This window comes from Vibrio sp. YT-16 (assembly GCF_033337405.1).
GTDB classification, from domain to species: domain Bacteria; phylum Pseudomonadota; class Gammaproteobacteria; order Enterobacterales; family Vibrionaceae; genus Vibrio; species Vibrio alginolyticus.
Genome location: NZ_JAWOQQ010000020.1, coordinates 19,743 through 37,652, shown reverse-complemented (window position 1 = coordinate 37,652; position 17,910 = coordinate 19,743). Strand labels below are relative to the sequence as shown.

20 protein-coding genes and 1 other RNA gene are annotated in these 17,910 nt (G+C 44.0%); 11 read left to right on the top strand and 10 right to left on the bottom strand.

What is annotated here, in order from left to right:
• Positions 1 to 11 precede the first annotated feature (11 nt).
• The 4 genes from epd (at position 12) to mscS (ending at position 4,881) form a co-directional block, all read left to right on the top strand.
• Complete coding sequence (gene epd / locus R7F07_RS22070) at positions 12 to 1,049, top strand: erythrose-4-phosphate dehydrogenase (RefSeq protein WP_171343179.1); 1,038 nt, start codon at positions 12 to 14, stop codon at positions 1,047 to 1,049.
• 151 nt (positions 1,050 to 1,200) lie between these two features.
• Positions 1,201 to 2,361 (top strand): phosphoglycerate kinase, encoded by a 1,161-nt coding sequence (locus R7F07_RS22065; protein ID WP_005384547.1) that lies wholly within the window; start codon positions 1,201 to 1,203, stop codon positions 2,359 to 2,361.
• 153 nt (positions 2,362 to 2,514) lie between these two features.
• Positions 2,515 to 3,591: a class II fructose-bisphosphate aldolase gene (gene fbaA / locus R7F07_RS22060; protein WP_005380996.1), complete on the top strand. Its 1,077-nt coding sequence runs from the start codon at positions 2,515 to 2,517 to the stop codon at positions 3,589 to 3,591.
• 423 nt (positions 3,592 to 4,014) lie between these two features.
• Positions 4,015 to 4,881, top strand: coding sequence for a small-conductance mechanosensitive channel MscS (gene mscS / locus R7F07_RS22055; RefSeq protein WP_005380995.1), 867 nt, complete (start codon positions 4,015 to 4,017; stop codon positions 4,879 to 4,881).
• Between the two features lie 47 nt (positions 4,882 to 4,928).
• Here the strand turns inward: mscS and R7F07_RS22050 are convergent, their stop codons facing one another.
• On the bottom strand, positions 4,929 to 5,411 hold the full coding sequence (locus tag R7F07_RS22050; protein WP_017633558.1) for a YbaK/EbsC family protein: 483 nt from the start codon (positions 5,409 to 5,411) through the stop codon (positions 4,929 to 4,931).
• A gap of 26 nt (positions 5,412 to 5,437) precedes the next feature.
• Positions 5,438 to 6,067, bottom strand: coding sequence for a LysE/ArgO family amino acid transporter (locus R7F07_RS22045; RefSeq protein WP_171343180.1), 630 nt, complete (start codon positions 6,065 to 6,067; stop codon positions 5,438 to 5,440).
• Between the two features lie 147 nt (positions 6,068 to 6,214).
• Between R7F07_RS22045 and R7F07_RS22040 the strand changes: the two genes are divergently transcribed.
• On the top strand, positions 6,215 to 7,111 hold the full coding sequence (locus R7F07_RS22040; RefSeq protein ID WP_171343181.1) for a LysR family transcriptional regulator ArgP: 897 nt from the start codon (positions 6,215 to 6,217) through the stop codon (positions 7,109 to 7,111).
• Positions 7,112 to 7,318: 207 nt separating this feature from the next.
• Positions 7,319 to 8,011, top strand: a complete 693-nt coding sequence (locus R7F07_RS22035) for an oxidative stress defense protein (protein WP_005384550.1) — start codon at positions 7,319 to 7,321, stop codon at positions 8,009 to 8,011.
• Positions 8,012 to 8,082: 71 nt separating this feature from the next.
• On the opposite strand, the gene serA is transcribed toward R7F07_RS22035, so the two are convergent.
• The 5 genes from serA to R7F07_RS22010 form a co-directional block, all read right to left on the bottom strand.
• Positions 8,083 to 9,315: a phosphoglycerate dehydrogenase gene (gene serA / locus R7F07_RS22030; RefSeq protein ID WP_017821632.1), complete on the bottom strand. Its 1,233-nt coding sequence runs from the start codon at positions 9,313 to 9,315 to the stop codon at positions 8,083 to 8,085.
• Positions 9,316 to 9,589: 274 nt separating this feature from the next.
• The gene (gene rpiA / locus R7F07_RS22025) at positions 9,590 to 10,246 is read right to left on the bottom strand and encodes a ribose-5-phosphate isomerase RpiA (protein WP_005380982.1); all 657 of its coding nucleotides are present in this window, start codon (positions 10,244 to 10,246) and stop codon (positions 9,590 to 9,592) included.
• A 53-nt stretch (positions 10,247 to 10,299) separates the two neighbouring features.
• Complete coding sequence (locus tag R7F07_RS22020) at positions 10,300 to 10,899, bottom strand: 5-formyltetrahydrofolate cyclo-ligase (RefSeq protein WP_005384552.1); 600 nt, start codon at positions 10,897 to 10,899, stop codon at positions 10,300 to 10,302.
• A gap of 5 nt (positions 10,900 to 10,904) precedes the next feature.
• Positions 10,905 to 11,089, bottom strand: a non-coding RNA gene (ssrS, locus tag R7F07_RS22015) — 6S RNA.
• A gap of 8 nt (positions 11,090 to 11,097) precedes the next feature.
• Positions 11,098 to 11,406, bottom strand: a complete 309-nt coding sequence (locus R7F07_RS22010) for a cell division protein ZapA (protein ID WP_005384553.1) — start codon at positions 11,404 to 11,406, stop codon at positions 11,098 to 11,100.
• A 249-nt stretch (positions 11,407 to 11,655) separates the two neighbouring features.
• Here R7F07_RS22010 and R7F07_RS22005 point away from each other — a divergent pair, with 249 nt between their 5' ends.
• From R7F07_RS22005 to R7F07_RS21995, 3 genes are read left to right on the top strand one after another with little or no spacing between them, the layout of a single operon-like run.
• Positions 11,656 to 12,234, top strand: coding sequence for a YecA family protein (locus tag R7F07_RS22005; protein WP_005380976.1), 579 nt, complete (start codon positions 11,656 to 11,658; stop codon positions 12,232 to 12,234).
• Positions 12,235 to 12,257: 23 nt separating this feature from the next.
• Positions 12,258 to 13,436, top strand: a complete 1,179-nt coding sequence (gene ubiH, locus R7F07_RS22000) for a 2-octaprenyl-6-methoxyphenyl hydroxylase (protein ID WP_017633555.1) — start codon at positions 12,258 to 12,260, stop codon at positions 13,434 to 13,436.
• 31 nt (positions 13,437 to 13,467) lie between these two features.
• Positions 13,468 to 14,676 (top strand): FAD-dependent 2-octaprenylphenol hydroxylase, encoded by a 1,209-nt coding sequence (locus tag R7F07_RS21995; protein WP_017633554.1) that lies wholly within the window; start codon positions 13,468 to 13,470, stop codon positions 14,674 to 14,676.
• Positions 14,677 to 14,741: 65 nt separating this feature from the next.
• Here R7F07_RS21995 and R7F07_RS21990 read toward each other — a convergent pair whose 3' ends face one another.
• The 3 genes from R7F07_RS21990 to ygfZ form a co-directional block, all read right to left on the bottom strand.
• Positions 14,742 to 14,948, bottom strand: coding sequence for a DUF1107 domain-containing protein (locus R7F07_RS21990; protein ID WP_005380970.1), 207 nt, complete (start codon positions 14,946 to 14,948; stop codon positions 14,742 to 14,744).
• Positions 14,949 to 15,586: 638 nt separating this feature from the next.
• Complete coding sequence (locus tag R7F07_RS21985) at positions 15,587 to 16,060, bottom strand: aminoacyl-tRNA deacylase (protein WP_005384562.1); 474 nt, start codon at positions 16,058 to 16,060, stop codon at positions 15,587 to 15,589.
• Entirely contained in the window at positions 16,053 to 17,021 is a 969-nt protein-coding gene (ygfZ, locus tag R7F07_RS21980; protein ID WP_025768842.1) for a tRNA-modifying protein YgfZ, read from the bottom strand. The genes R7F07_RS21985 and ygfZ overlap by 8 nt, the downstream gene beginning before the upstream one ends.
• Before the next feature lie 189 nt (positions 17,022 to 17,210).
• Here ygfZ and R7F07_RS21975 point away from each other — a divergent pair, with 189 nt between their 5' ends.
• Complete coding sequence (locus tag R7F07_RS21975) at positions 17,211 to 17,471, top strand: succinate dehydrogenase assembly factor 2 (RefSeq protein ID WP_005380951.1); 261 nt, start codon at positions 17,211 to 17,213, stop codon at positions 17,469 to 17,471.
• Entirely contained in the window at positions 17,440 to 17,901 is a 462-nt protein-coding gene (locus tag R7F07_RS21970; RefSeq protein WP_238939353.1) for a protein YgfX, read from the top strand. Before R7F07_RS21975 ends, R7F07_RS21970 begins: the two co-directional genes overlap by 32 nt.
• Positions 17,902 to 17,910 lie beyond the last annotated feature (9 nt).

The window sequence follows — 17,910 nt, the reverse complement described above, 5'->3', positions numbered from 1 at the left end:
GCGAAGGATAAATGCTAAAGGTTGCGATCAATGGATTTGGACGTATAGGTCGTAATGTTCTGCGAGCGGTGTATGAAAGCGGAAAACACCAGCAGATCAAGGTTGTGGCGGTAAACGAACTAGCACAGCCAGAGGCGATGGCACACCTACTGCAATATGACACCAGTCATGGTCGCTTTGGTAAAAAAATTTCCCATGACCAAGAACATTTGCATGTTCATCATGACAGCGGTGAATATGATTCCATTCGCATTCTCCATCTCTCCGAAATCGAATTACTTCCTTGGCGTGATTTAGAAGTTGATATCGTCTTGGATTGCACTGGCGTATTTGGTTCGCAAGCGGATGGGCTAGCGCATATAGAAACTGGCGCGAAGAAAGTACTGTTTTCGCACCCGGGCGCAAACGACCTAGATAATACGATTATCTATGGCGTGAACCACGAAACTCTGAAAGACGAGCACCGTGTTGTCTCCAATGGCTCTTGCACCACCAACTGTATCGTTCCCATCATTAAAGTACTAGACGAAGCCTTCGGCATAGAGTCTGGCACCATTACGACAATTCATTCGTCCATGAACGATCAACAAGTAATCGATGCGTATCATAACGACTTACGCCGTACCCGCGCTGCAAGCCAATCTATTATTCCGGTGGACACTAAGTTGCATAAGGGGATTGAAAGAATCTTCCCGAAATTTTCCAACAAATTCGAAGCAATTTCTGTTCGTGTTCCAACGGTTAACGTCACTGCAATGGATTTAAGTGTCACAATTAGTACAAATGTGAAAGTTAATGACGTAAATCAAACCATTGTTAACGCATCTCAGTGTACATTACGTAACATTGTTGACTATACTGAATCGCCACTCGTTTCCATCGACTTTAACCACGACCCCCATAGTGCGATTGTGGATGGAAGCCAGACTAGAGTGAGTAACGGGCAACTCGTAAAAATGCTCGTTTGGTGCGACAACGAATGGGGCTTTGCTAACCGGATGCTGGATACTGCCTTAGCAATGCAAGCTTCTTCGCAAGTGGAACAGTAATGACGAAGAAGTGATGGAGAATTTTTATTTCTAGCCTTGAAATAAATCCATAATATCTCCATATCTATAACCAGTTTGAAGAATTAACAGGCTTGGCAGGGTTGCCGAGTTTTCAAAAACTTTAATTATTAAATATTTGAGAGGACACATCATGTCTGTAATCAAGATGACTGACCTGGATCTTGCAGGTAAACGTGTATTTATCCGTGCTGACCTAAACGTGCCAGTAAAAGACGGTAAAGTAACTTCGGATGCACGTATCATCGCATCTCTTCCAACTATTAAGCACTGCCTAGAAGCAGGCGCTAAAGTAATGGTTACGTCTCACCTAGGTCGCCCAACTGAAGGTGAATACGCTGAAGAGTTCTCTCTACAACCAGTTGTTAACTACCTAAACGACGCACTAGATTGCGAAGTGAAGCTAGCAAAAGACTACCTAGATGGCCTAGAGCTAAATGCGGGTGAACTTGTTGTTCTTGAAAACGTTCGCTTCAACAAAGGCGAAAAGAAAAACGACGAAGAGCTATCTAAGAAATACGCAGCACTATGTGACGTATTCGTAATGGACGCATTCGGTACAGCTCACCGTGCACAAGCATCTACTCACGGTGTTGGTATGCACGCAGACGTAGCATGTGCTGGTCCTCTACTAGCGAACGAACTAGAAGCTCTAGGTAAAGCAATGGACAAGCCTGCTCGTCCAATGGTTGCTATCGTAGGTGGTTCAAAAGTTTCTACTAAGCTAACTGTTCTTGAGTCTCTATCTAAAATCGCTGACCAACTAGTTGTTGGTGGTGGTATTGCTAACACATTCATCGCAGCTGCTGGCCACAACGTTGGTAAGTCTCTATACGAAGCAGACCTAGTTGAAACAGCTAAGAAGCTAATGGACGAGTGTGCAATTCCAGTAGCAACTGACGTTGCATGTGCGAAAGCATTCGACGAGAACGCAGAAGCTGAAATTAAGCACGTTTCTGAAGTACAAGACGACGACATGATCTTCGATCTTGGTCCAGATTCAACAGCTGAACTAGCTGAAATCCTTAAAAACGCTAAGACTATTCTATGGAATGGTCCAGTAGGCGTATTCGAATTCAAGAACTTCGAAGCAGGTACTAAAGGTATCTCTGAAGCTATCGCAGCTTCTGAAGGCTTCTCTGTTGCAGGCGGTGGTGACACGCTAGCAGCTATCGACAAGTTCGGTATCAAAGCGGATGTATCTTACATCTCTACTGGCGGCGGCGCTTTCCTTGAGTTCGTAGAAGGTAAAGTTCTTCCAGCAGTAGAAATGCTAGAAGCACGCGCTAAGTAATTAAAGCAAAGCGGGGGAGTGATTCTCCCGCTTTCTTGTTTGCTGCAACGTGTGAGGAACTCTGCTAGAATAGCCTCAGTTGTGAGCAAACGTTTGCAAGATTTTCAACTTAACAAGTTTTGTTTAAAACGACAGATAAATAGGATTACATCCATGTCTAAGATCTTCGACTTCGTAAAACCAGGTGTTATCTCTGGCGATGACGTTCAGAAAGTATTTGAAGTTGCAAAAGAAAACAGCTTTGCACTTCCAGCAGTAAACTGTGTGGGTACTGACTCTGTAAACGCAGTACTTGAAGCAGCTGCAAAAGTTAAAGCTCCAGTTATCGTTCAGTTCTCTAACGGTGGCGCTGCTTTCTTTGCTGGTAAAGGTCTAAAACTTGAAGGTCAAGAAGCTCAAATCCTAGGTGCTGTTGCTGGTGCGAAATACGTTCACGCTGTAGCTGAAGCTTACGGTGTTCCAGTAATCCTACACACTGACCACGCAGCTAAGAAACTACTTCCTTGGATCGACGGTCTACTAGACGCTGGTGAAGAGTACTTCGCGCAAACTGGTAAGCCACTATTCTCTTCTCACATGATCGACCTTTCTGAAGAGTCTCTAGAAGAGAACATCGAAATTTCTGCTAAGTACCTAGAGCGCATGGCTAAAATGAACATGACTCTAGAAATCGAATTAGGTTGTACTGGTGGTGAAGAAGACGGCGTTGACAACTCTGATATGGATGCGTCTGAGCTATACACTTCTCCAGAAGACGTTGCATACGCATACGAGAAACTAAGCGCAATCAGCCACCGTTTCACTATCGCAGCATCTTTCGGTAACGTACACGGCGTATACAAGCCAGGTAACGTTGTACTAACTCCAACTATCCTACGTGATTCTCAAGCGCACGTTTCTGAGAAATTCGGTCTTCCAGCGAACTCTCTAAACTTCGTATTCCACGGCGGTTCAGGTTCTTCTCTAGAAGAAATCCGTGAATCTATCGGCTACGGTGTAATCAAAATGAACATCGATACTGATACACAGTGGGCTACTTGGGATGGTATCCGTAAGTTCGAAGCTGAAAACCACGATTACCTACAAGGTCAGATCGGTAACCCAACGGGTGAAGATGCACCAAACAAGAAGTACTACGATCCACGCGTATGGCTACGTGCAGGCCAAGCTTCAATGGTTACTCGCCTAGAGCAAGCATTTGCTGACCTTAACGCAGTTGACGTACTATAATCGTTACTGATTAAGTTACTTAAAAACCCGCTCTTTGAGCGGGTTTTTTTATGTCTATCACTTTCTTCCCCGCTGCTTTCTCCCGATATTTTTATGCGTTAGGTTGTATTTGCTAGTGAGATATCTCACCTTTAACGTTTTTTTAAAGAAAACATGGGAATATCAGTCTTAAGAGTGGCGAAATCAGAGTGCATTGCGTAACCTGTAACAAGTCAGTGTCAGAAAGCTCTGATAAAGTCTTGTTTTGCATATCTTTGCGAAACTCTGACTTTGAAAAAAGTCAGAGTTGGGATATTGTGCCAAAAATCTGACACTGTTCAGTGGAGCAATAGGGATGTTGTTTTAGAAAAGAGCCTTTAAAAACAAGGTTCATAAATTAACGGCAATTGGATTTATATCTCTTTATTTTTGAGGATAAGAATTATGGCAGGTGAATCGGTGGGTATCGATACCACTTTAACGGATGGTCTAACTCAGGCTGAAACTTGGCTGACAAACAATTCAGATCTACTGGTTCAGTACGGTGTGAACATTATCTCTGCGCTGCTTATTCTGTTTATCGGTAATCTTATCGTTAAGGCAGTCGCTGGTAGTGTTTCTAAAGTACTAGAAAAGAAAAACATGGATAAGGCCGTCGTTGAATTTATTCACGGTCTTGTTCGTTACTTGCTATTTGTAATCGTGCTAATCGCGGCTCTTGGTCGATTAGGAGTTCAAACCGCTTCTGTTGTTGCTGTGATTGGTGCGGCAGGTCTTGCTGTTGGTCTTGCACTACAAGGTTCACTATCAAACTTTGCAGCAGGCGTACTTATTGTTGCGTTCCGTCCATTCAAATCAGGCGACTACGTAGAAATCGGTGGTGTAGCGGGTAGTGTTGAAGCAATTCAAATCTTCCAAACAGTTCTAAAAACACCAGACAACAAAATGGTTGTTGTGCCTAACTCTTCAGTTATCGGCGGTGCCATTACTAACTACTCTCGCCATGCGACACGACGTGTCGACCTAGTGATTGGTGTTTCATACAAAGCAGACCTTAAACTAACGAAGAAAGTGATTCGTGAGACGCTAGAGAAAGATCCACGTATCTTGAAAGACCCAGATATCACAATTGGTGTACTTACGTTAGCAGACTCTTCAGTTAACTTTGTGGTTCGTCCATGGGTGAAAACTGCAGATTACTGGGGCGTATACTTTGATGCAATGCAAGGTATTAAAGAAGCATTGGATGAAAATGGTATCGAGATTCCATTCCCACAAATGGATGTTCACCTGAACAAAGTCGACGCTTAATCAAAAGTAGTCGATATTCAAAAGCGAGGCCAATAGGCCTCGCTTTTTTATACTTCGTAAAGGGTGTGATGACCAGCAAGTAAGAGGCGTTTTAGATGTTTACCTGCAAATCCAAATGTGAATTCAGGTAAGCCAGGCGTATAGAGCAACTCTTGATGTTGATAGAGATTGGTATCAACAATGATAGTGATGTATTCCGGTAAGCCTATTGGGCAAACCGCGCCGGGTACGCAACCCAACACTTCGACCATTTCATCGTCATTACAAATAGAGGGACGTTTACCTGTAATCGCTTTAATCTGCTTGGCATCGAGGCGCGAGTCCTTATCTGTCAGATAAACCGCGTAACCTTGTCCTTTGAGTGTTAAAAAGAGGCTTTTGGTATGCGTACCCGTCCAACCAAGCTCTCTCGCAATGCGTATATCTGTCTCAAAGTCTAAGATGGCTTCGTGCTGCCATTCCCGAAAAGGAATAGAGAGCGCGTTGAATCGCTCTCTATTGTTGTTATAAATACGTTTTAGTGACTCCATGTCTTTGCTGCCTTACTACCTTATGATTACCAATACTTATCAATAAGCTCACTCGCTAAGATATACGCTATTGTGAACATCATCATTGCGATTGCAATGTCGATGGTTTTTTTCACTTTTGGTTTAGAGAGTGTTGGACCTAGTTTGGCTGCTCCTATCGATAAAGTGTAGAACCAAACAAAGGAAGCCAGAATCGTACCTAGTGCAAAAGCAATGCGATCATGGCCTTCAAATTGTCCACCGATCGAACCTAGAATAACGACTGTATCTAAATATAAGTGCGGATTAAGCACAGTGACAGCTAGCGCACCTAGAATAACCGTTCGACGACCTCGAGCTACAATCTCCCCTTTTGATTCCGATTCACTCTCTGGCTTAAAAGCACTTTTTAGCGAGAGCAGTCCATAGAAGCTCAAGAAAGCAATACCACCAAGTGTCACCGACATCAGTAAGATTTCATTTTGAGACAGAATTGCACCACCACCAAAGATACCTAGAGAGATGAAAATCATATCTAGCACGCTACAAATAGTGGCGGTTGTTAGGTGGTGATTACGCTTTATGCCTTGATTCAAAACATACGCATTTTGCGCGCCGATCGGAATGATCATTGATGCTCCTAAACCAAAACCTTGCAATAGAACCCACAAGCTCACACTTCACCTCACTTCAAAATAACAAATACATTTACAGAAAAGGGAAAGATAAAGCGTTTATCTAAATAAGTATAATTAATGATTTTAATCTTACATTAGATAGACTAATTTAACGGGAGGCGTTTGATCAGGAGTGAGAGGAAAGGTATGCGAGGGTTAGATTACAAATGGATTGAGGCATTAGATGCTATAGTTTATCAGGGTAGCTTTGAGCGTGCTGCCGAGCATTTATTTGTTTCTCAATCCGCCATTTCTCAACGTATCAAGCAGTTAGAGAAGTTTCTCGCGCAGCCTGTTTTAATTCGAAGCCAGCCACCTAAGCCAACGCTAATTGGTAAAAAATTGTTGGGTCTTTATCGGCGAGTACGCTTGCTAGAGCATGAAATTCTCCCCGAACTAAAAAATGATACCAGTACGCGACCTGTGCAACTCTCTTTAGCGACTAATGCAGATAGCCTTGCAACATGGCTACTGCCAGCGCTGCAAAATGTTATGAAGCAGCGTCAAGTTGAACTAAAACTGACTATCTATGGTGAATACCGCTCTATTGAAAAACTCAAAAGTGGCGAAGTGACAGGAGCGATCAGCTTGGAGTCCCAGCCAATCCCCGGATGCAGCTCAGACTATTTAGGTCGCATCGATTATGTTTGTGTCGCGAGCCCAGAGTTCTATCAGCGTTATTTTTCTAAAGGCGTAAATAATCAGACATTGGCAAAAGCACCGGCCGTTTCATATGACCAATATGATGATCTACATAAAACATTTCTTACCGAGCACTTTAACGTCAATCCTGACAGCGTTATTCATCACAACATCAGTAGTTCTGAAGCGTTTCTAAAAGTGGCGTTAGCTGGTGTAGCTTATTGCTTGATCCCCCGCTTGCAAATTACCGACGAATTAGACAGAGGTGTGTTGGTTGATGTGACTCCAGGTTTTTTAATGTCCCATCGGATTTATTGGCACCACTGGCAGTTAGAAACTGGGGTACTACAAGAAATCTCACATGCGATAGTGGGGTATGCGCAGCAGCATCTACCTCAATAAGTTTGTCAGAGCTGCATATCGTTAACTTAGTGTGTTTTGTTTAAAAATTACGCCAATGTTACATAGTCAAAGTTGTGTTAGAAGTCACTATGGGTGCTTGGATAATCGGCGGAAGTTTCTATTATGAAACCACACGCTTTCTCAGCCATGATAGTGATGTTGGAATCTGAGATTAAGTACTTAATTTTGTATGGATGGATTTATTGAATGAAATTGTATTCATTTTTGCTGGCTTCAGCACTCAGCCTTACCAGTGCTTCAGTTTTGGCGAATACGCCAGAGTTTGCTCATGTTACGACAACGGGGTATGGCGAAGTGACGGCTACACCTGATATGGCTACGTTTTCTGTAAAAGTAGTCGATACGACAATGACGGCTGAACAAGCGAAATTGTCCGTAGATAAAACCGTTGAAGAGTTTCTAAAAAGCTTGTCGGATGCCGGCTTGTCAAAAGACAATATTACTAGCTCGAATTTATACCTTGCTCCTCAGTACCACTACCCTAAATCAGGAAAAGCAGAACTTGTTGGGTATCGAGCATCTCGCAGTATTGATGTCACGGTGACGGATCTGAAAAACCTTAACCAATACCTAGATATGGCGTTAGAAGCGGGAATTAATCAGGTTGATAATATTCAACTTAAGGTAAGCAACCAAGCCGAGTATCAGCAAAAGGCACGAATGGCGGCGATTAAGGACGCAAGAGAAAAAGCAGGGTCATTAGCGACTGGTTTTGAGAAAAAGTTGGGCGATGTATGGCAGATCAATTACAGACAGATGCACGTTCAGCCTGTGTTAATGCGTTCAATGGCGATGGATAGTAAAGAAGGAGCGAATAGCTACCAAGATTCAACTATGATCATTCGCGATCAAGTCGATGTCATTTATAAGCTAAAGTAAGGCTTAGCAAACAGTAAAAAGCAAAAGGCAGGGAGTCATAACCCCTGCCTTTGTCGTTTCTGTTTCACTGTTTAGTGAAGGATACGAGCACGGATTGTGCCTTCAATGTTTTTGAGCTTTGTTAGAGCTTCTTCTGCTCGTTCAGTTTCAACGTCGATCACTACGTAGCCTATTTCAGCGGCTGTTTGTAGGTACTGCGCGGCAATGTTAATGCCTTCTTCAGCAAAGATGGTGTTGATCTGAGTTAGAATACCAGGACGGTTCTTGTGGATATGAAGCAGACGAGAGCACTCTCCACTGTGTTCTGGCAATGACACTTCAGGGAAGTTTACGCTTGAAAGTGTCGAGCCGTTATCAGAGTACTTAGCCAGTTTGCCCGCCACTTCTAAGCCGATATTCTCTTGTGCTTCTTGCGTTGAACCACCAACGTGTGGAGTGAGAATGACGTTATCGAATTTTTGTAAAGGAGACTCGAACGGGTCAGCATTTGTTTTTGGTTCAGTTGGGAATACATCAATTGCAGCGCCGGCAAGGTGACCAGCTTCTAAGCTATGGCAAAGTGCAGGAATATCCACAACGGTGCCACGTGCCGCGTTGATAAAGATGGAACCTGGTTTCATTCGAGCAAATTCAGCTTCACCCATCATGTTTTTCGTTTCCGGTGTTTCGGGAACGTGCAAAGAAATCACATCACATTTGTTCAATAGTTCACTCATGGTATGTACTTGCGTCGCATTACCAAGGGACAGTTTGTTCTCAATATCGTAGTAGTAAACGCGCATACCTAAGTTTTCGGCAATAATACCAAGCTGCGTACCAATGTGACCGTATCCGATAATGCCAAGGCACTTACCACGAGCTTCGTAAGAGTTGTCTGCACTTTTCTTCCAAATACCGCGATGTGCAAGTGCATTCTTTTCAGGAATACCACGCACTAGTAAAAGGATTTGCCCAAGTACAAGCTCTGCCACGCTTCGAGTGTTAGAGAATGGTGCATTAAAGACAGGAATACCGCGTTTTGCTGCTGCATCTAGGTTTACTTGGTTAGTACCAATACAAAAACAGCCAATTGCAACCAGCTTGTTCGCCGCATTGATTACCTCTTCGGATAGGTTCGTACGGGAGCGGATACCAATGAAGTGCACGTCTTTTACCGCTTCAATTAGTTCTTCTTCCGGAAGGGAACCTTTATGGTATTCAATGTTGGTATAACCAGCTGCTTGAAGAACTTCAACTGAAGAAGGGTGGAGTCCCTCTAACAAGAGGATCTTAATCTTTTCTTTTTCCAGTGAAACTTTGGCCATTTTTTCTCGTCCTTAAAATGGAAAGGTGGGCTAATGTGGCGCACATTGGACAAAACTATTAAAAAGGGGATAATTAACAGTTTTGTAGGAAGACAAACGTTTCCCTGTGCGTCTTCTGTTCAATAAAGTAACAAAAAAAAATTGCTTTGGGTAAGAAAATTACGGAATAAGAGATAATTTTCTTATAGAAAGGAATAAAAAACGGTGCCTTGCAGCACCGTATGTAATGAAATAACAGAAAAGTGAACCAGATAGGTTCATTTTGGGCTGTTATTTATTCTTCAATTTTTGCACCTTCTGGTGTGCCGGTGATCACTACGTCTGCACCACGATGAGCGAAAAGACCCACAGTCACCACACCAGCGATGCCGTTTATTTTGTCTTCCATTTCTTTCGGGTTGGTAATTTGCATATTGTGCACATCCAGAATCACGTTGCCGTTGTCAGTCACAACGCCTTCACGGTAAGCTGGGTCACCACCTAGTTTTACCAATTCACGAGCCACGTAAGAGCGTGCCATTGGGATTACTTCAACAGGCAATGGGAACTGGCCAAGTACGTCAACTGCTTTAGTGCCGTCAACGATACATACGAACTTATCAGAGATTGCTGCGACAATTTTCTCACGAGTCAGAGCCGCGCCGCCGCCTTTGATCATTTCACGTGCTGGGTTGATCTCATCTGCGCCATCAACATACACATCCAGCTTCATTACATCGTTACACTCGTATACTTCAATACCAAGCTCTTTAAGGCGCTCAGTTGAAGCGACAGAGCTAGACACTGCACCTTTAATATCATCTTTGATAGTGCCTAGTGCATCGATGAAGTGATTCACGGTAGAGCCAGTACCAACACCGACAATGCTGCCTTTCTCAACATATTTTAGTGCTGCCCAACCAGCCGCTTTTTTCATTTCATCTTGAGTCATGCCAATCTCCTGAATAGATGTTCGTTAACGTTTGCGGGCGTGATTATAGCGGCTTACTTGTCACTTTCCCATTGCCATATTTGGCTTGGGGTCACGATCTTAGGTAATGGAATATCCCAGCTTTCAATTGGTAAGCGTTCTACATGTTGGCAGTCATGAGCGATACCAACAGGTTTAGCTCCCTCTCCAGTTATAAACCAACGTGATAGAGTACGATCGTAGTACCCTCCGCCCATGCCTAAGCGGTGTCCGATACTGTCGAACCCAACTAAAGGCGTGCAGATTAAATCAAGCTGGCGAACGGGTTTGAGGTGTCTGATATCGAGCTTGGGCTCTAAGATGCCGTACTTGTTGTAGACGAGCTGTTCATCACTTATATACTGAAGAAACAGTAACTGACCTTTAGAAAAGGGATGGATGACGGGCAGATAAACCGATTTTCCCTGTTGCCATAACCATTCAATGAGCGGTTTAGTATCAAGCTCACCGTCTGCAGAAAGGTAGATGGCAATATGTTGCGCCTGATCGATTTCAGGAAGTTGGGAAAATTGAGTAATAAGGTCGATTCCCGCTTGGTATTGCGTATCACTGCACAGAGCGTTGCGCTTTTCACGAATCAGTTTGCGGAAGTCTTGTCGAGAGAGGTCTGACATAGAGAGAATACCCCAGGGTGCCGTTGAGGATTGTGGCCCTTGAACCAGCTGGTTCAAGGCGGATCAGCAATGACAACCGTAGGCTTCTCGGTGCATGCCGAGCTTGCTCAATAGTTACCAAATACTAACCCTTAGGTATTGCTTATCGGCTCAGGGACTTAAATCCTGCTGACGCACACCCCAGGGTAAATTTTGTATTTACTGCTGTCCTTGCGTAACTTTGCTTAGTGCGTTCTCTAAAGACGCGGTGAGCTTTTCCATTCGCTCAGTAATTTCTTGCTGTTGACCATTGGATTCGTATGACTTGGTGTGCAACTCATAGCAAATATTCAATGCAGCAAAGGTCAGCAGTTGGATTTCATTGGTTACCTTAGTACGTTCGCTCATTTCTTTCAATCGGCGATCCAGATCTTTTGCCGCTGCAACAAGAGACTCTTCTTGTCCTGTCGGACAATTCACACGTGTAAGTTTGCCTAATATTTCAACGTCGATCGCTTGATTGCTCATGATGAATAAACTCTATATTCGCGCTATCTAAGGTGTTGCTTCATACAACTACCGAGGAGCAAACTATAGGAAAACCGCTATTAAGATTCAAGCATTTCCCATCACAGAAAGAGAAATGATGACGAGATCACACAGGAATTGGGCAAATTGAACAAATGCTGTCCAAAATTGAATTTGATAGCCGTTTCAGACCACTAACCTTGATGGTAGGATATACCAATACATTATTACGCAAGAATGAGCCAAGTTATGAGTGAAATCACCCTTCCTGAATACCAATCTATTGCTGCTGAACTGCAATCGGCAAGCCTGGCTGTGACACCGGCGGAGTTACATGGCTTATTTGTTGGCATGTTAAGTGGTGGATTGGCGATCAATGATCAAACTTGGCAGCCGATTCTTTTTGACTACACCAATGATGGGATGGGGTGGCCCTCGACAGCACTCACTTTTGCTCAGAGCATATTCAACGTTACTGTTAATGAGCTTACTGGCACATCAATGGAGCTGTCTTTACTATTGCCAGATGAGCCGGGCGAAGAAGGCTTATTCGCATTAGCCGACAGTGTGTCCGACTTTGTAAACCACTTTATTTCTGGGTTAGGTCTAGCAGGCGTTGCGCTTAATAAAGCATCTGATGACGCTAAAGAAGCACTGGCTGACCTAGAAGAGATTGCCAAATTAGGCATCGATGAAGATGACGATCTTGGTGAACAAGCGCAATTGCTAGAGCAAGTGATTGAGCACATCAAAGCTTGCGTACTAACGATTCATGCTGAATTTGGTGTTCGTCCTGAAAGCAGCGACAAAAAACCTACTATTCACTAATCGTAGACCGTCCAGAGGTTAGTATGAAGCAATATGATGTAGTCATTGCTGGTGGTGCCATGGCTGGTGCAACGTTAGCATTGGCGATTGACCATTTGTCTCAGGGAAAGCTCCGCATTGCCGTCGTTGAGCCTTTTAAAGCACAATCAGATATGCACCCTGGTTTTGACTCTCGCTCAATCGCATTGTCTTACGGTACTGTCAATCTGTTGCGTCAACTACAGCTCTGGACGTCAGTAGAACCGTTTGTCACACCCATTGAACATATCCACGTTTCTGACCGTTCTCATGCTGGGATGACGGAGATTACCAAGCAAGAGGTTGGGGTTGAAGCTCTAGGGTATGTTGTAGAATTAGCCGATGTTGGGCGTGTATATCAAGAATTATTAGACAGCAGCGAATCAATTACGCTGTTTTGTCCTGACTCCGTTACCGATATCGAGCGCGAGCAAAACTGTACCCATGTGACGTTGAAAAGTGGTGAGCAACTTGAAGCAAAACTGCTGGTGGCTGCAGATGGTGCTGTTTCGACCTGTTGTCAGAAAATTGGTCTAGAACTTTCTGAGCAAGATTTTGAACAAGTGGCTGTCATTGCCAATATTGTGACTCAAGAACCTCATCAAGGTAGAGCCTTTGAACGTTTTACTGAAAATGGCCCTGTTGCTTTATTGCCAATGAGTGACAATCGAATGTCCTTAGTTTGGTGTTTGCACCCTGAAGAAGCCCAAGCCGTTCTTGAGTTATCTGATCAAGCATTTCTCCAGCATTTACAGAACGATTTTGGTTGGCGTTTAGGCGCGATGAAAAAAGTGGGGCGTCGTGCAAGTTACCCATTGCTTCTTCGCCATCGAAAGCAAAATATTTCACATCGCTTTGCGATTGTTGGAAATGCGGCGCAAACGCTGCACCCGATAGCTGGACAAGGCTTTAATCTCGGTATTCGCGATGTAGTCTCACTAGCAGAAGAAATTGTGCACCAAAGTGAGGATGTGGGTCTTTATCAAGGCCTGATGCGCTTTAGTCAACGTAGAGAAGCAGATCGAAGCGAAACTATTTGGCTAACCAGTGCCTTGGTGCATGTTTTTTCAAATGATTTACCCGCGATGCGAATTGGCCGAAATACTGCCTTAGCAGCGATGGATAACCTTTCTATTTTTAAGCAGCCGCTACTACGCCATACACTTGGCTTGGTAAAACGATGAACGGCCGCACTGAATTAGGTAATAAAAAGCAATGATGCAAAGTGTAGATATCGCCATCATCGGCGGAGGGATGGTTGGGTTGGCACTTGCTGCCGCGTTCAAAGACAGTGATCTGCGTGTCGCCGTTATTGAAGGTAAAGTGCCAGATGATTCGTTGAAAGAATTGCCCGATGTTCGTGTGTCTGCGCTGAGCCGCTCTAGTGAGACGATTTTGCGTAAACTTGGTGCTTGGCAGGGCATAGAACAGCGCCGAGCTTCACCTTACCATGGCATGGAAGTATGGGAACAAGATAGCTTTGCCAGTATTGAATTTAATGCACAAAGTATGGCACAACCTGATTTAGGGCACATTGTTGAGAATCGTGTGATTCAACTTGCGCTGCTTGAACAAGTCCAAAAGCTCGATAACGTCACTATGTTTATGCCTGCACGTTGCGCGACTCTCGCGGTCGGTGAGCAAGAAAGCTGGCTGACGCTCGATAATGGCCAAGCCATGACCGCTAAATTAGTGGTCGGAGCCGATGGGGCGAATTCGTGGCTTCGCCATCAAATGGATATTCCATTAACGCATTGGGACTATGGTCATCATGCTTTGGTCGCGAATGTCAAAACTGCTATGCCACACAACAGCATTGCGCGCCAGATATTTACTCCTCACGGACCGTTGGCATTTTTGCCAATGTCGCAACCAAATATGTGCTCTATTGTTTGGTCCACGGAGCCAAATCGAGCAGAGCAGTTAGTGGCGATGAGTGAACATGATTTCAATAAAGCGTTGACGAGTGAGTTTGATGCTCGACTTGGTCTATGTGAAGTAGTGGGAGAGCGTGCTGCGTTTCCTTTGAAAATGCGCTATGCGCGAGATTTTGTCGTCGAGCGAGTCGCGCTGGTTGGTGATGCGGCCCATACCATTCACCCATTAGCGGGGCAGGGTGTGAATTTGGGTTTATTAGATGCGGCCAGTCTTGCTCAAGAGGTGTTAGCACTTTGGAAGCAGGGACAAGATATCGGTAGTAAACGCAACCTAAGAAGCTACGAGCGTTGGCGAAAAGCGGAAGCGGCAAAGATGATCGCTACTATGCAAGGGTTTCGAGATTTGTTCTCTGGCGAGAACCCAGCTAAGAAGCTCGTTCGTGGCATTGGCTTAAGTTTAGCGGGGCAACTGCCGGGAGCGAAAGATGAGATCATGAAGCGCGCGCTTGGTTTAAAGGGACACTTGCCGGATCTGGCGCGTCAGTAAGTGCAAAGCGAACTTCAAATACACAAAAGGCTGGTTAATCCAGCCTTTGTTTTATCAACATTTTGCTAAGCATATGCGCATCGGAGTTTCATTATTTCTTGATTGATCTCTTTGACCGCTCGGAAATGGCGTTGCTCTGCTTTCTCCGGCAGTATTAACTTACCGTTATCAAACTCGAATCTACCGACCCCGTAAATATAAATTCTTCCTTTAAAAAGACGACTTATATGTTTAGCAATCATACTTGGTGTATAGCGCTTAAACAGTCTCATATTTACTTTCCTTTTATCTAACCTAGCCTAGGTATTCTACGTTCTGGACGCGAAAATTATTGTGACAGCAATAGTATTAAATACAGATGTAGGGTGTTGCGTCAGAGAATTGTGTTGTCTTAGACAATTTGACAGTGTCATCTCTTAAATAGCGTGAGGATTACCCCAAAAATAACCTCTCTAAAGGAACCCTTACCCAATACACTCCTTTTTACGTGACGCATTAAGCAATAGTTTTGTTACAGAATTAAGAATAGAACGAAAACGGTTGTTTGCTAGTTGTTTCTATTAAGGTCGTGCTTCGCGTAACACACTTTACGTTCTAACGATTAGAGGAAATGAAAGAGAAAAAGTTCCACGTAAAAAAAAGCCCGCTTCAGCGGGCGAATAGTCACAGATGCATTACACAAAAGTGGATAACTAACTGCATGAATGCTGTCACTCAGCTAGCTGACTCACTTTATATTGGTTAAGTGCTTGTTTGAAACTTAACCAACAAATTCAGCATATACGAGTTTTATCTTTGTGACTATTTATGTTTTATATGTGATTAAAAATTCTCATGTCTATTTTTGTAGATATGAGCGAGATCACGCAGTGATAGAAACACTACGTGTCATTACATTGTTTTTAGACGATTAACGACAGATCTCAGCTACGGTCGGCTGACACAATTGGATAAGATCTTGGATAGAAAGCGCCAGTCCAGCCATGCGATCGCCACTGCTGATCGTGACTTCCTGTTCTTCTAGTAAGCTAGGGTCGAACACGATTGGCATATGACGTTTTAGTAGCAGAGGAGTGACAGTACCAATTTTGTAACCAGTGATGGACTCAACATCGGCTTGATCAACACAAGTCATCCGGCGACATTTCAGTAACGAGCGCACTTTTTTGGGATCAACGCTACGATCACCTGGCGCACAGGCGAGTGCATATTGATTACCCATGTCTCGTAGCAAGATTGCTTTCACCATTTGAGAGGGGCGAATGCCGCGTTGGTGCGCGGCATCCTCAATGGTGGTTGCTGGTCTTTGATGCGGTAACAGACGAAACGGAATGTGTTGGTCTGTGAGAAATTGCATCAAAGGAGTATTGATTGTATTACTCATCATCAAGACTGTAAGGCAGTGATTCGATTGTCCATTCACATTCTGGTTGCGCAACCAAACGAAGACGAGTGTCCTCATCGAGATTATTAGGCAGCACGATCAGGCCAATCGCGTGATTGTCACTGAACTGGTAGTGATTTAATAAAGCACCTACTGAACGCCAGTTTTCACCTACGCTGCGTTCGAGCTCAATTGGTTCGTCACTGAATGGAGCAGAAGTTGCACCTTTTACGATATACATCGCACGTTTATTGGTACCGCGATACTTCGCTCGTGCTACCGTTTCTTGTCCCGTGTAGCAGCCCTTTGTGAAGCTTATGCCTCCTAAAGCTTGCACGTTAAGTGCTTGTGGAATGTGAGCATTCTGCGCGGATGCAGAGACAAATGGTAAACCTGCCTCAATATCGAAACGATTCCAAAGCTCATTTGTCGTAAAGACAGCGTCGGTAGTTTCAACGATTTGCTGTGCTTCTGGCGCACTTAATATCAGTAACCAGCGATCTTGTGCAACTTGCACTGCTGTGCCACCGTCAACTGGGCGAACGCTGCCAGTTGTCTTGCTCATTGTTGAAATGAATTCGTCGGCTTTGACGCCAGCAACACCTAAGATAACGTCATCAGAAGCTTCAATCGTTACTTTAGAGAAAATGGCGTATTTCTTTATTTCACTAAGTTCTACGTCAATCGCCGATTTTGGTTGGATCATGCCGTAGCCATCATGATGATGGAAAAGCCGGAACACGCTCCACACTTTGCCTTTTGCATCACAATGTGCGCCCAGTGTTGATTGGTCTTGTTCTAAAGAAACAACATCGCAGGTAACCTGACCTTGTAAGTATGATTTTTTATCATCACCGATCATGGTGATCATGCCGAAGTTATCCAGCAGTGAGATAGATAACTCTGGAAGTGCGTCTTGAGTTGAGAGAGGTAATGCTGAAAAACGAGTTTGCCATTCCATAATTACAATGCCTTTTGAAGATATTTTTCCGCTATGTTATACCCAAATAACCTTGAGATACTAGGGGAGCGATTTACGAATCAACATTTGTCTGCTTTCACTATCGTATTGTGACCCGCACACTAGTGACGTAGCACATCCCTTGTTACACTCCGCACTAACAACAAGACATCTATGAAGGAATAGTGAATGTACACTCCGGAAGAAAAAGCGCGTATTAAATGGGCTTGTCGTCGAGGCATGCTTGAGCTTGACGTAGTAATTATGCCGTTTTTTGAAGAGTGCTTTGATACTCTGAGTGAACAAGAGCAGCGTGACTTTGTTTCTTTACTTGAATGCGATGATCCTGATCTGTTTACTTGGGTAATGGGGCATGGCCGTAGCGAAAATTTAGGTCATGCAGCAATGGTTGATAAAATTGTCGCCCATAACCTCAGCAAAGTTCGTTAATTTTACTGCTTCTCCCTCTCTGACTGCCCGAGTCTTCAATGTTGTACTTTTCTTATTGATGACTTGGGCTGTTATCTTCTCTAGCATTCCGCTCGTATTATCGACTTATTTGTTATTACTGATTGTTAAGGCTCTCTCAAGCCAAGGCCTTGTTCAACCTACAAGTCATGGGCATTGGTATGTGCACTGCGATGGCTCGGTTAGGTTTGATGCCCTTGAGTATGGCGAATACTCGGAAGATATTGAGTCCGAAAAGGGTCATTTACAGCGAGTCGATACATCGGCATCACCATTCAAGATAACATTCCAATTGCAATCTGGCCGTAGTGTTACGATTTGGCGTGATAGCTGTGACGATGAGCAGTATCGTCAACTATCTTTGGTATTACGCCAATGGGAAATGAAACAGGGAGCTAATGCTCCCTGCTGATGTAATAGT